A 13,685-nucleotide genomic window follows, 5' to 3' on the forward strand; every position below is an offset into this window, starting at 1 on the left:
TGCTCGCCTCTCGCAGCGGTCGAGACGGCGGCCGCGGAGGCCCATCCCGCACGGGCGTGCCAATGACCGCGCGGCACACGCGGTCCGGTTAGCCCCGCGCGCCCAACCCCGCCCCCTCGCACGGCGCGCGGCCCGTAGGTCGGGTTAGCCCCCCGCGGGGGCGTAACCCGACAGCCGACACCGTGGCGCCCGCCGAGGCCCCTGCCGGGTTACGGCGCGCGCAATCCTTTGTTTTGCCGGGACCGCCGTGCCAGCGCGCCTAACCCGACCACGGGCCGTGCCATCGGCGCAGGCGACGCCGGCGGATCAGAACGGATCCGCCGTGCCGTCGCGACGGGGTTCCCGTCCCGGCATCCGCGCCCGGGTTTGGCGTCCATCGGCCGTCGGGGCAAACGATCCAGGTGCCGGACACCCGGGGCGCTCGCTCAACCCTGGCGACTCTCGGCGATCCGCTCGCAGTACTGTTCCAGATGATCGGGCACACCGGGGGGGCAGACGCCGCATTCGCGGTTGCCGGGCAAGGCATAGTCGATGAACTTCGGATAGGCCAGATCCAGGCCGTTCATCAGTTCGACGAAGGATTCGAGCGAGCGGCCACCGCCGAGACGCGGGTTGCGGGTCTTCTCCTGGGCGATGCTCGACACCCAGCGCCCCTCGTAGTCGTGGGCCGGATAGACCAGGGTCTCCTCGGGCAGCGCGAAGAGCTTGCCGGCAACGCTCTGATAGAGCGAGGCCGGGTCACCGCTCTGGAAATCGGTGCGTCCGCAGGCATCGATGAGCAGGGCGTCGCCGGTCAGGACGCGGTCGCCGATGCGGTAGGCATGATGGCCGTCGGTGTGGCCAGGCGTGAAGATGGGATCGATGCGGAGGCTGCCGAGGACCAGGGGCCGGCCCTCCTCGATGGGCCGATCGACGCAGGGCAGGCCATCGATCGCGGGGTGGGCGATCTGGCTGCCGGCCTCGCGCTTGAGCGTCAGGGCCGAGGTGATGTGGTCGGCGTGGATGTGGCTGTCGAGGGTGTAGACGAGCCGCAGGCCGAGCGCCGCGACCGCCTCCAGATCACGCCGCCAGGTCGGCAGCACCGGGTCGACGAGGATCGCCTGCCCCGTATCCTCGCAGCCAAGCAGGTAGGTGTAGGTGCTCGAGACGGGTTCGAAGAGCTGCTTGAAGATCATCTGGGCCTCCGGTTGTGCGGGTTCGCCATGGAAGGCGGGACGCGAGTCTATGATGAAGCGCCTCGAAGGACCCGGAATCGCACAACCGCAACCGCTTGGCAACCCCCGCCCGTCTAGCCGACCCGCCCTTTGCGCCCCGCCGGGTAGGGATCACGCGCCTCGGCCCAGAGTCGCCGTTCGCCACCGACGTACCGGATCTTGTAGTCGCCGATCAGCCGGTCGTCGGCGGCGGAACGGCGCGAGCGCTTGCGTTCGACCAGCGCCTGCACGAGCACCACGGAGGCAGGACTGGATTGCGCCGGATCGAGCAGGGCCTCGAGGTACTTGGTCTGGCCGCCGAAATCGCCGAAGACCACCGCGTTCCAGGTCGTCCAGCAGACCCTCATGATGGACTCGCCCGCCGGGTGCTCCGGCGACAGCCCCATCGCATCCAAGCTCGGCGACACGAATTCGATGAAGGTCTCCGAGATCTGCTTCTGCTTCTTTTTGCTGGTTGTGCGTTGCACCATGGATGTCGACACCGATTGTCAGATGGCATCGCAAGAGCGGGACTGGTCGCCGCGATGGCTTGTCCGGCCCGGTCCGCCGGGTGGGTGTGCATCGCAGGCTGTAACGGGACAGTATCACCTAGCCGCCTGCCCCATGTCTGGGGACCTTGAACTCTCCAAAGTGCCCGCCCGTCGAGGTCATCGAACCCGATAACGTCAGTCGATAGTCCTTGTCGGCCGCGCGCCGGTGGGCTCGAGGACAGCGCGCACCCGACGGATCAACCTCCCAGGATGTAGCTCAAATCCAACTCGATCGCGTCGAACGGTGGGACGCGCGCCTTCGGCTCGTCGACCAGCGTCCGCACCACACGATAGCCCCCTCCGTCGAGCGCATAGGCGATCAGTGCCCGATCCTCCGGCCAGATCAGCCAGTAGAAGGGCACCCGGTGGCGCTGCAGCAGCGTGAAGAGCTTCAGCGTGTCCTTGCGCTCGTGTCCCGGCGAGACGATCTCGCAGACCCAGTCCGGCGCCAAATCGATGACGCCGCTCGGCCGCCCGGGCATCCGCTCCTTCCGCCAGCCGGCGATGTCGTGGCTCGGGCACTGGTGAAGCTCGTAGCTGACGCTGACCTCGGTGATGATCCACCAGCCACCTGGGCCAGAAGACCGGGTGAACGGGCTCAGCTCCACCACGGCATGGCTCTGCGCAAGCCCATGGTCGGAGCGCGCCATCGGCCGCTTGAGGATCTCGCCGTCGATCAGCTCGACGCGCTCGTCCGACTCTGACAGCAGATCGTCGAGCGTCTTCCGCTTCAGTGCTTCCATAGCTGCCTCGCAGCGGTTCGGTCTACCTGCATTCAAGCTTACCGCCGGTTACCGATCGCGGGGATCGGGGGAGTGCGGCTCGAACGATCGCCCGGCGGGCAATTTTTCAAGACGCAAGACGGCGTCCGCGCCGCCGACCTACCGCACGACGACGTCGTCGCGCGTGATGCTGTCGATCTCGCGGTGGCCGATGAAGGCCATCGTCAACTCCGCCTCTTCGTAGAAGATCTCCAGCATGCGGTAGACCCCGGCCTCACCCAGGGCGCCCAACGCATAGACCAACGGGCGGCCGACCAGCACCGCCTTGGCGCCCAGCGCGCGGGCGCGAATGATGTCCTGGCCTGAACGCACGCCGCCGTCCATCCAGACCTCGATCCGATCGCCGACGGCCGCGACCACCTCCGGCAGCACCGAGATGGATGAGCGCGCCCCATCGAGCTGGCGACCACCGTGATTGGACACCACGATCGCATCGGCGCCCAGTGCGACGCACGCCTCGGCGTCGTCGGCCTCGAGGATGCCCTTGATGATCAACGGGCCATCCCACTGGTCACGGAACAGCTTGATGTCATCCCAATTGAGTTTTTGGTCGAAGCTGCCGGCCGTCCATTTCATCAGGTCGTTCATATCCTCGACGCCGGCGGCGCAACCCTGGATGTTGCCGAACTGGCGGTGGCGAGTCCGCAACATGCCCAGGGTCCAGCGCGGGCGGCGCGCCATGTCGAGCAGGTTGGGGAGCGTCAGGCGCGGTGGGGCGGTCATGCCGTTGCGATGATCCGCGTGCCGTTTGCCGATGATCTGCAGGTCCAGCGTCACCATCAACGCGGAGCACTCCACCGCCTTGGCCCGTGCGATGAGCTTGCGGGTGAAATCGCGGTCGCGCTGGACGTAGAGCTGGAACCAGAATGGCGCTTGCGTCGCCTCGGCCACGGCCTCGATGGAGCAGATGCTCATCGTCGACAGCGTGAAGGGCACACCGAACCGCTCGGCCGCCTTCGCTGCCTCGATCTCGCCATCCGCATGCTGCATGCCCAGCAGCCCGACCGGCGCCAGGGCCAGCGGCATCTGGGCCTCGATGCCGACCAGGGAGGTCTTCAGCGAGCGCGGGGCCAGGTCGCGGGCGACCCGCTGGCGGAAGTGGATAGCGCGAAAGTCCTCGGTATTCTCGGCCAGGGTCTGCTGCGACCAGGAGCCCGACTCGCAATAGCCCTGGAACATCTTCGGCACGCGGCGATGGTACAGCCGACGCAGGTCGGCGAGCTCGCAAATCAACGTCATGTCGCACCCCGGTCAATCGCTCGAACGACTCGTAGAACTATACGTGCCATTCGTCCCGACGTCCCTTCTGGACCGCTGGGCTCGACTGCTCGAATCTGTTGCAGGGGCGGTGGCTCGGGTGGCAACCCAGCCGGAGGGTCTCGGCTCGGAGCGACTCGATTCGGCCCCTGCGCCACGGATGTGCCCATCGCTCAGCGGGCAGGCACCCAGAGATCCGAGACGTCGACCTCCACCGTCCATGGCCCCGGCCGGACGAGATGCGGGCTCAGGCGGCGACCCCCATGGTCTGGTGGATGTGCTGGACGACGATGGGGTGCCGGCGGGTGCGCTCGGCCAGTTGGCGCAGGTAGTCCCGTTCCTCGGGCGTGTTGACCTCGACGGCGAGCAACGAGGCGGCATAGACCTCGGCGGCCGTCTCCTGATCGGGGATCTCGGCGACGAAGGCCGACAGATCGAGCGGCCGGGCGAGCTCGGCCATGAGCCAGTCCTTGCCTTCATCGTCCAGGCCCGCCGCCTCGGCCTTGCCGATGATCCGCTGCAGCTCATCGAGCCCGACCTGCCCGTCGGACTTGGCGATATTGATCATGCCTTTGAGGATCAGCCGCGCCTTGTTGTCGAGCACCTGCCGCTCGGCCGCACCCTCCGGGGCCTTCAGGCCGAGCGGCAACGCCGACGCGCCGCCGGTGCCAGCCGGGGCCGCACCGCCCGGGCCGCCCGCCCCCGCCGCCTGGCCGGCCTCGCTGAGCGCCTTGAACGCGACACCGGCGAGCATCGCCAGGGCACCACCGGTCAGGGCACCCTTCACCGAATCGCCGCCGCCCCCGAACACGGATCCGAGGACGGCCCCCAGACCACCGGCCTGGAGCGGGTTCTGGCTGGCACTGCTGAGCCCGCCCTTCGCGGCATCGAGCAGGCCGCCGAGCAGGCCACCGGCACCGCCCTGACCACCCTGCCCCGACCCCAGGCCGGCCTGGAGATCGCGCAAGGCATTCTGAGCGCGCACCTGCCCGGATTGGCCCACGCCGCTCCGCATGAAGTTCCCAAGAAGGTCCCCGAAGTTGGCCATGCTCTCGATCTCCTGCAATCGACGGATGTGCGAGGCGGTGCGCCCTGGGCAGGCGCTTCAAGAAACCGCCATGCGGGCGGTTTTTCAGGCGTTCAAGAGGCGTAGCCAATCTGCGATCCGCGCCTCCGTCCATTTTCGCGGACTTCGCGCTGATGGCGAGCCGCCGCGCCAGCACACCCGGTCCCACCGATGGGTCGCAACGATGGCCCCCTGCGCGCGCGTTGCCGGCCACCAGCTCGCGAGTCGGCAGGGAGACGGCGACCGGCACAGGAGCCCGCGCGGGCGTCTCGTCAGCACGGTTGAAGTCCGTGTCGGAGTGTGCCGAAGCTGCGTAGACGAAGGTGAGCGTCGTCGCGAGGCGGAATGGGAAGCCACCGAAGGCGAGCTGCCGGCCCGCAGGATAACGAACCCGATTCGGCGGGGTGTCGGGGCGAACCTGATAGGGTCGCCCCAGGTCCTGCGAGACCTGCTTGCCGATGGCCTGACCGAGGGTTACGGGGGCATGGCCGCCGCCCGTCCGTCTCACCGTCTGCGACGCCTCGGCTGTCTCACCGGCGCCGCCGGCTGGTAGGCCTTCAAGCCTTGGTCTCCGGTCGCGATCATCACCTCGGCGCCGGTCCGCGCATAGAAGTCCGCTACCCGGCTGATCGTGGCATCGCCGAGCGACAACGCCGATTGCGCAAGCTGCGGCCACTCCTGGACCAAACGCCGCAAATTCTCGTCCCCCCAAAGATCTGCCTGCTGCGAGAAGGCGGCCCAAGGCTCCTCCTCGTCCAGGGCCCTTCCAAGAAGGACCATAAGCGCGCGAGCAGTCTCCAAGCGGCGTTTACCCGCCTGCGCGACATGGTTACCTGTCTCGATGATGGTCGCCAAGGGCAGGACGAAGGTGCTGCGCTGGTCCGTTTCCTCGATGATCAGGGCTTGGACCCGCTCGCGATCCCAGAAATCATCGGCGGGTCCGCAGGTCTCCTTTCCCGGTACCTCGAGCCAGACGCAGAGCACGGACGTGTCGAACACGACAACGCGACGCATCAGAGCCCCCGATGGCGCATCATTCCTGTACCGCCAATGCCTTTTCGATGCGCCCGGCACTGGAGAGTGTCCCCACCGGACCACTCGCCAGCAACTTTGGCAGTTGTGCGATTTCTTCCAGGAGCGTCAGGCGACTGTGTCCGGTCTTCGGGTCGCGATGCGAGACGGTGATGAATGGCACCATTTCAGGTCCAGCGGCATCGAGAAAGGCCGGGTTGTGGGTCGTGACCAACACATCGACCCCACGCGCCTCGCCGATTTTCGTCAGCATCTCCAGCAGCAGGCCGACCCGCGATGGATGCAGTCCGTTGTCCACCTCTTCCACCACCAAGAGGCTGCCCTCGGGTCGCGTCTGCAAAGCAGTGAGGATCGCCAAGAAACGGAGCGTTCCATCCGACATGCCCCGGGCGTCCACCGAAGTCACCTCATCGCCAGCGCCCCACTGCTCGTCACAGTACAACATCGCGTCAGTCTGGAACTTGCCCACGGACTCGGCGTAGATGCGACGGATGTCCCGTTCCGGCAGGCGGCTGCCGTACGTCGACAGCAACGCCTCGAGACGCTGTTGCCGTTCCGGCGCCAGCGCCGCAATAACGCCAGCGATGTTCGATGCATCCGGCTCCAACTCGTCGGACATCGGAGAGTACTGCCGCATGTGCGCCGGAATCGGATCCAGCACGAAGATGCCTTGAAATGCCCGCAGGACTTCCTGCACGCCAGCCTCGATCTCCTTTCGCATTTGTTGCTGCGAAAGCTGGCGCAGCACCGAAACAGAGCGTAACGACGGTCGCGGGGTACCGCGCTTCTCGTTGTAGAGCCGAGCCGTAATGGATGCTGCATCGTCTGCGCAGGGATCGGTCTGGAACAGAAAGATGCTGTAGGGCTTGGCTTCGCGGGAACGCTTGACAGTCCGATATCTGAGCCGTTGCAGGGATTCACTGGCCAAATCGCAGCGGTTGTCTTGGACGATGCACCGCAACCGGTAGACGTACTCTGTCCGCCGGTCCTCACCCTCGACTCGGACCTCGAGCGTAAAGGTCCTTCCCTTGTTCAGGCACACCCACTCGAGCCCGCCGCGCATCGCTGGCAGACTCTGTTCACCCTGCAAGGCACCCGTGAGCGACAGGCCGTCGCTGATCCGCTTCAGGAACAGCAGGGCATCCAGCGCGTTGGACTTGCCGCTCGCGTTGGTGCCGATCAACACGGTCACTCTGTCGACGTAGAGCGTCGCGTCGTCAAAGCTCTTCCAATGGATTAGGCGTAGTTCGGTGATCATACGAAATGAACGCAGCTACCCCTGGCACATGGAGCAAGCGGAGTCATGCACGAGGCTCGCCTACTGACCTGCATGCCGCGAACAGAGGGCTTCTCTCCCATCGCGGCAGGCTCGAACCTGACTCGATCGCGTTATCTCAGGCAACGCCCGCGAAATCGCGGGCCAGGTTGGGTTAGGCGCGCAACGTCGGGGCCTGATGTTCAAGGTACGGTGCCGGATACGCGCCGTAACCCAACATCGCCGTGGCCTCCTATTTTTTACCCAGATGCTACCACCCAGCCCCGGATCCCTCAAAAGGCCCCACCACAGCCGCCTCGGCCTATCACCGCGCCTGTCGCCGTATCGCCGGGGGCCGGGTGTGCCCCTTTACAACCCCAGCTCGCGCCAGCGGGCCTCGATGCGCTTGATCGAGACCGGCTGGGCGGTGCCGAGCTGCTGGGCGAAGAGGGAGACGCGCAGCTCTTCGAGCAGCCAGCGGATCTCATCGAGCCTGGGGTCGCGGCGGCCGGCGGCCTCGGCCGCGGCCTGGCGCTCGCGCCAACGCTGTTGCAGGTCGGCCATCTCGTGCAGCCATTGGCGGTCCTTCGCAGCCGCGTGGCCGAGGCGCTCCAGGCGCCAGTCGATCGCGCGCAGGTAGCGGGGGTAGTCCTGGAGCCGCGCGTAGGGGATCGCCAGGAGGAAGCCGCGGAAGACGAGGCGGTCGAGCTGGGCGCGGATGTCCTGGACCGAGGCGACCCAGTTGATCTGGGTGATCGAGGCGAGGCGCCGGCGCAGGTCTTGGTAGCGATCGAGGATCTCGCGGGCCAGCGCGCAGGCGGCGTCGGCGACCGTGCCGAGCCGCGGCCGCTCCTCGGCGAGGCGCGCGAGGAAGGCGGCCTGGTCGCGCAGCGGCGGGCGGTCCTCGACGAAGGTGAGGTCGAGGATCAGCGCGAGCAGGTCATCGGCGATGTCGCCGGCCTCATGAGCACCGGCCGCCGCGCCCGGGGCGGGCGGCGCCTTCGCGTACTGGAGCCGCAGCCGATCGAGCCCCGGCAGACGCTGGCGCAACGTGCGCAGGTCGGCCCCCAGGTGCAGCATGATGAGCCGGCGCAGCCCGGCGCGCATCGCCCGCGCGGCGCTCTCCTCGGAATCCAGGACCTGGATCGCGACGCTGTCGCCGCGGTCGATCAGGGCCGGATAGCCGCGCAGCCGGATCCCGGCCCGATCGAGCTCGATCGACTCGGGCAGCGTGCCGAAGTCCCAGCGCGTGATCCCCTCGCGCTCCAGGCCGGCGGTCGGGATGTGGGCGAACGAGTCGCGGGCGGCCCCGCCGTGGCGCCGGCGCAGCGCGACCAGGTCCTCGGCGAGCGCGACCGTGGCGCCGCGCTCGTCGACGAGCCGGTACTTCATCCGCAGGTGCGCCGGGATCGAGTCCGGGTCCCAGGCGTCCTCCGGGATCGCGACACCGGTCGTCTCCTTCAGCGCCTCGGCGACGGCCTGGACCAATGGCCGGTCACTGGGCGCGAGGCGCCGGGCGAGGCGCGCCGCGGTCTCCGGGATCGGCACGAAGTGCTTGCGCAGGGCCTTCGGCAGGCCGCGCAGCAGGGCCGTGATCCGTTCTTCGAGTAGCCCGGGCACGAGCCACTCGCCACGCTCGGCCGAGACCTGGTTGATCAGCGGCAGCGGCACGACCAGCGTCACGCCGTCGGCCGCCTCGCCCGGGTCGAAGTGGTACTCCAGCGGCAGCCGGCTGGCGCCGACCGGCAGGGCGTCCGGGAAGGCCTCGGCCGTGACCTCGGCGGCCTCGTGGCGCATCAGGTCCGCCATGCGCATGTGCAGGAGCTTGGGCTCGCGGCGGGTCGTCTCGCGCAGCCAGCGCTCGAACTGCGGCGTCGAGTAGATGCCGCTCGGCAGCCGCTCGGCGTAGAAGGCGTAGATGGCCTCCTCGTCGACGAGGATGTCGCGGCGCCGCGACTTGGCCTCCAGGTGCTGGACGTAGGCGATCAGCTCCTGGTTGTGCCGCCAGAAGGGCGCGCGGGTCTGGAAGTCGCCCTCGACCAGGGCCGCGCGCAGGAAGATCTCGCGCGCCTCGCCCGGGTTGATCGGCCCGTAGTTGACCCGCCGCCTGGGCACCAGCGTGATGCCGTAGAGGGTGACCTTCTCGAAGGCGGCGACCTGCCCGGCCTTGGACTGCCAGTGCGGCTCCGAGTAGCTGCGCTGGACCAGGTGGCGGGCGGCCTCCTCGACCCAGGCCGGCTGGATCCGGGCGACGACGCGCCCGTACTGGCGCGTCGTCTCGACCCGCTCGGCGGCCATGATCCACTTCGGCGACTTGGCGAAGAGCCCGGAGCCCGGGTGGATCTGGAAGCGGCTGCCGCGCGCGCCCAGGTAGTCGCGCTCGTCGCGAAAGCCGATGTGGCTCAGCAGCCCCGTCAGCAGGGCGCGATGGATCTCGTCGTAGCCGGCCTCCGAGGCGTTCTCGGCGAAGCCGAGCTGGTGCATCTGCTCGCGCAGCTGGCCGTGCGTGTCGTGCCACTCCTGGACCCGGTTCCACGACAGGAAGTGCTGCTGGCAGAGCTTGCGGAACTTGGCCTTCGAGAGGCTGCGGCGTTGCTGTTCGAGGAACCGCCAAAGGTTCAGGAAGGCGAGGAAGTCCGACTCCTCGTGCTGGAAGGTCGCGTGGACCTCGTCGGCCGCCTGCTGGCGCTCGAGCGGCCGCTCGCGCGGGTCCTGGACGCTCAGCGCCGCAGCGATGACGAGCACCTCGGCGAGGCAGCGCTGCTCGGTCGCCGCGAGCAGCATCCGCCCGATCCGCGGGTCGAGCGGCAGGCGCGCGAGCTGGTACCCGAGCGGCGTCAGCTCACCGCCGCGATCGAGCGCCGCGAGCTCCTCGAGCGTCCGGTAGCCGTCGCTGACCAGCCGCGGGTCGGGCGGATCGAGGAAGGGGAAGGACTCGACGGCGCCGAAGCCCAAGAGCTTCATCTGGAGGATGACGGACGCTAGATTCGTGCGCACCACCTCGGGCTCGGTGAAGGGCGTCCGAGCGGCGAAGTTGTCCTCCGAATAGAGGCGGATGCAGACGCCGGCGGCGACCCGCCCGCAGCGCCCCTTGCGCTGGTCGGCCGAGGCCTGGCTGATGCGCTCGACCGGCAGGCGCTGGACCTTGCTGCGGTGGCTGTAGCGGCTGATGCGGGCGAAGCCCGGGTCGATCACATAGTGGATACCGGGCACCGTCAGCGAGGTCTCGGCGACGTTCGTCGCGAGCACGACGCGCCGCGCCCCGTGCGGCTGGAAGATGCGCGCCTGCTCCTGCGGCCCGAGCCGGGCGAAGAGGGGCAGGATCTCGGTCGAGGGCGGGTGGCGCTTGCGCAGCGTCTCGGCCGTCTCGCGGATCTCGCGCTCGCCGGAGAGGAACACCAGCACGTCGCCGCGCCCCTCGCGGGCGAGCTCGGCGAGGGCCTCGGAGATCGCCGTCTGCATCGCCTCGTCGCGCTCGCCGACGCCCTCCTCCTCGGGCGGCTGGTAGCGCACCTCGACCGGATAGGTGCGCCCCGAGATCTCGATGATGGGCGCGCCGCCGAAGTGCGCGGCGAAGCGCTGCGGGTCGATCGTCGCCGAGGTGACGATCAGCTTCAGCTCCGGGCGCTGCGCCAGCACGCCCTTCAGGTAGCCGAGCAGGATGTCGATGTTGAGGCTGCGCTCGTGGGCCTCGTCGATGATCAGGGTGTCGTACTCGCGCAGCTGCCGGTCCTGCTGGATCTCGGCGAGCAGGATGCCATCGGTCATCAGCTTGACCGCCGTCGCCGGGCGCAGCCGATCGTGGAAGCGCACCTTGTAGCCGACCAGCCCGCCGAGCTCGCCGCCGAGCTCCTGGGCGACGCGCGCGGCGAGGGTGCGCGCGGCGATGCGCCGCGGCTGGGTGTGGCCGATCCGCCCGAGCCGGCCGCGGCCGAGCTCCAGGCAGATCTTCGGCAGCTGGGTCGACTTGCCCGAGCCCGTCTCGCCGCAGACGACGACGACCGGATGGGCGCGGATCAGCGCCGCCACCTCGTCGCGCCGCTCGCTGACCGGCAACTCCGGTGGGTAATCGATCCGCGCCGGGATCAGCCCCCGGCGCTGCTCGAGCAGCGCCTGCGACGCCCGCAGGTCCTGCCAGAGCCGCAGCAGCCCCTGCTCGAACGGCTGCCCCCCGCGCTCGCGCTGACGCAGCGCCCGCAGACGCCGACGCAACGCGGGGCGGTCGGCCAACAGACAGCCATCGAGCTCCGCCGGCGGCGGAAAGGAGGGATTGCTCAACTTCGCGGACGATCGGGCAACGGAAACAGGGCTGGCAGGCTAGGAGCTGCGGCCGCGGGTGTCAATGCAAGGCCGCGCCCCGCCGTGCCTCAACGCGAGCGCAGGACCCGAAGGCCTCACGAACTAACGACTTGACGCGTCACGCGTCTTCAGTGACCTGGTCAAGCGAAATCGGACATCCCGTTAAGCGGCATTGGCCAGTTGGCCATGTCTCTCCAGCTCGTCTGGCCTTTGATAGCGATCCGCCATTCCCCCGGCGGGCCCGAAACAGCTGGCCGGCTCAGTCGGTCTCGGCAAGTGGCGAAACCGCTATCGCGCTCCGCCTTACGCGGGTCTAGGTATAGCGTCCTGCAAGCATCCGCCTCCTGGCCTGCAAACATCGCCGATCTCGGCCTAGATTAGCTGACAATATCCCGGTTCTTTGGCCCACATTGTTCTGCCAACAGCCCAGATTAACTGCCAACAGCCCAGATTACCTGCCAACAGCCTGCAAACATCTGCGTTGGCCCAAATTGTCTGCGAACGATCCACGAGCGCTGTAGCGGCGGTGGGTCGCCTGCAAGGCATTGATCTTTGATGCCAGCTTGTTGTCGATGTGCTCGGACACAGACCAGCTTCCGCCCGACCCGTTATTGGCGAGCCTGCTGACTACTCTTGCTTGAGCCGTGCCGCGATCCCCTTCAGCGGGATAAACAGGGTTCGCGCTTCCCCTTCAACAGCGAGACGCAAGAACCCATGGTGCTCATAGAAGGCGACGGCCTGCGCGTCCTTGGCATCGACGATCAGGGCGAATGCGGCGATGTCCGACTCGATTACCCTGCGGGCGGCATCCACGAGCATCGCCGAGCCGAGCCCTTGGCCCCGGAAATCCCGGTCAACCGCCAGACGACCGATCCGCACGGCGGGGATAACCGGATAAGGCGGAAGCTTGCGTGTGATCTCGGCGGGAAGGTCCGGCAAGGCGATGTGACAGGCCGAGAGCGTGTAGAAACCGCAGATACGCTCGGAGTCGCCGCAAAGCGCGACGTAGCACGCGGTCAGGCGGCGGCGGATGTCCTGGGAGACCTGGCGGTGAAAATAGCGGTCGAGTGCATCGACCCCGCAGCAGAACAGGCCGCGCGACCTGCCCCCCAGGGGCTCGGTACAGAAGAAGACACCCGTCAAGCTGACCCCGTCGTGCGCTTGTAGCGATCGATCGCCCGCTCCATGGCCGGAGCCAGAGGTGGCGGGTCGATCAGCGCCTGCGCAAAGCGCAGTTGGCCCTCATAGGACAAGGTGATCATGTCCGCTTGAACAACCGCCTTCTCCGCGGCTTGGCGCGCCGCCGTCACCACGAAATCCGACAACGACCGCCCCTCGATTTCCGCCGCCCGCTTCAAGAGGGCGTAAACATCCGGACTCACTCGCGCCTCCAATCGTGCCTGCTTGCCCATTGTCGTCCGCCTTCTTGAAACGTCTACCCGACACCTAATGTACGGTACTATGCCGTACATTCCAAGAGAAGACCGCATCGAGGCATCCCAGGCCGATTCCTTGACGATCATGGGTAGCCGTAACCGCCAGATCATCCTGGATGCCATCGCCCGTGCCGAAAAGCGACTGGCCGAGTTTGCCGGCGAGCGCGCTTGCTTGCTGCGGCACCTTTCGGGGCTGCATGAACAGCTCGATTCCGAGAGCTGCGTTGCTGATCGGCCAGTCTCTGCCAAGCCTCCATCGGTTCCCAGTCCGGGGGTTCCGACGACGACGGACGCCAAGATCGCCCTCTTTATGGACCTTTTTCGGGGACGGCAGAAGGTTTATCCGAAGCTCTGGATCAACGCGAACAAGGGGAGCAAAGGCTATTCGCCTGCATACAGCAACGAATGGCGTCGCGGTCTGTGTGACAAACCCAGGGTAAAATGCGGCGCCTGCCCGAACCAGGGGTTCATTCCGATCACCGAGAGGGTCATGCTCGAGCATCTGCAGGGACGTCACGTGATCGGAGTCTACCCGATGCTCGCCGACGAGAGCTGCTGGTTTCTCGCCGCCGATTTCGACAAGGCAGGATGGAAGGAGGATGTCGCCGCCGTTGCCGAAACCTGCCGGATCCGGGGCGTCCCTTTTTGGATCGAGCGTTCGCGATCTGGCAACGGGGCACATATCTGGTGCCTGGAAGAAAACCCCGTTGAATTCAAAAAAACCGCTGGCCTCATGCCGCCCCGGCGGCGGCTTTTCATTCGGATCGAGGCCGTCAGCGAGGAATACGGGGGGGCGATGTGAATTGCTTTCATC

At 67.5% G+C, this 13,685-nt stretch carries 11 protein-coding genes; 1 reads left to right on the forward strand and 10 read right to left on the reverse strand.

Annotated features, from left to right (window positions below):
- Window positions 1–425: 425 nt before the first annotated feature.
- The 10 genes from CKO41_RS16490 to CKO41_RS16535 form a co-directional block, all read right to left on the reverse strand.
- Complete coding sequence (locus CKO41_RS16490) at window positions 426–1,175, reverse strand: MBL fold metallo-hydrolase (protein ID WP_200383082.1); 750 nt, start codon at window positions 1,173–1,175, stop codon at window positions 426–428.
- Window positions 1,176–1,288: 113 nt separating this feature from the next.
- The gene (locus CKO41_RS16495) at window positions 1,289–1,684 is read right to left on the reverse strand and encodes a hypothetical protein (protein WP_200255375.1); all 396 of its coding nucleotides are present in this window, start codon (window positions 1,682–1,684) and stop codon (window positions 1,289–1,291) included.
- A 257-nt stretch (window positions 1,685–1,941) separates the two neighbouring features.
- Window positions 1,942–2,487 (reverse strand): Uma2 family endonuclease, encoded by a 546-nt coding sequence (locus CKO41_RS16500; RefSeq protein ID WP_200383083.1) that lies wholly within the window; start codon window positions 2,485–2,487, stop codon window positions 1,942–1,944.
- Window positions 2,488–2,625: 138 nt separating this feature from the next.
- A complete protein-coding gene (locus CKO41_RS16505; RefSeq protein WP_200383084.1) occupies window positions 2,626–3,765 on the reverse strand; it encodes an alpha-hydroxy acid oxidase in 1,140 nt (379 codons plus the stop codon).
- Window positions 3,766–4,030: 265 nt separating this feature from the next.
- A complete protein-coding gene (locus CKO41_RS16510) occupies window positions 4,031–4,831 on the reverse strand; it encodes a tellurite resistance TerB family protein (protein WP_200383085.1) in 801 nt (266 codons plus the stop codon).
- 522 nt (window positions 4,832–5,353) lie between these two features.
- Complete coding sequence (locus CKO41_RS16515; RefSeq protein ID WP_200383086.1) at window positions 5,354–5,863, reverse strand: hypothetical protein; 510 nt, start codon at window positions 5,861–5,863, stop codon at window positions 5,354–5,356.
- A 19-nt stretch (window positions 5,864–5,882) separates the two neighbouring features.
- Window positions 5,883–7,139 carry an AAA family ATPase gene (locus CKO41_RS16520; protein WP_200383087.1) on the reverse strand — a complete coding sequence of 419 codons (1,257 nt, stop codon included), beginning with the start codon at window positions 7,137–7,139 and terminating at the stop codon, window positions 5,883–5,885.
- A gap of 366 nt (window positions 7,140–7,505) precedes the next feature.
- Complete coding sequence (gene hrpA, locus CKO41_RS16525) at window positions 7,506–11,414, reverse strand: ATP-dependent RNA helicase HrpA (protein WP_200383088.1); 3,909 nt, start codon at window positions 11,412–11,414, stop codon at window positions 7,506–7,508.
- Between the two features lie 648 nt (window positions 11,415–12,062).
- On the reverse strand, window positions 12,063–12,578 hold the full coding sequence (locus CKO41_RS16530; protein ID WP_200383089.1) for a GNAT family N-acetyltransferase: 516 nt from the start codon (window positions 12,576–12,578) through the stop codon (window positions 12,063–12,065).
- Window positions 12,575–12,847 (reverse strand): type II toxin-antitoxin system TacA family antitoxin, encoded by a 273-nt coding sequence (locus CKO41_RS16535; protein WP_200383090.1) that lies wholly within the window; start codon window positions 12,845–12,847, stop codon window positions 12,575–12,577. The genes CKO41_RS16530 and CKO41_RS16535 overlap by 4 nt, the downstream gene beginning before the upstream one ends.
- A gap of 49 nt (window positions 12,848–12,896) precedes the next feature.
- Between CKO41_RS16535 and CKO41_RS16540 the strand changes: the two genes are divergently transcribed.
- A complete protein-coding gene (locus CKO41_RS16540) occupies window positions 12,897–13,673 on the forward strand; it encodes a TOTE conflict system archaeo-eukaryotic primase domain-containing protein (RefSeq protein ID WP_200383091.1) in 777 nt (258 codons plus the stop codon).
- Window positions 13,674–13,685: the final 12 nt, after the last annotated feature.

The organism is Thiococcus pfennigii (assembly GCF_016583835.1).
Taxonomy (GTDB): Bacteria; Pseudomonadota; Gammaproteobacteria; order Chromatiales; family Chromatiaceae; genus Thiococcus; species Thiococcus pfennigii.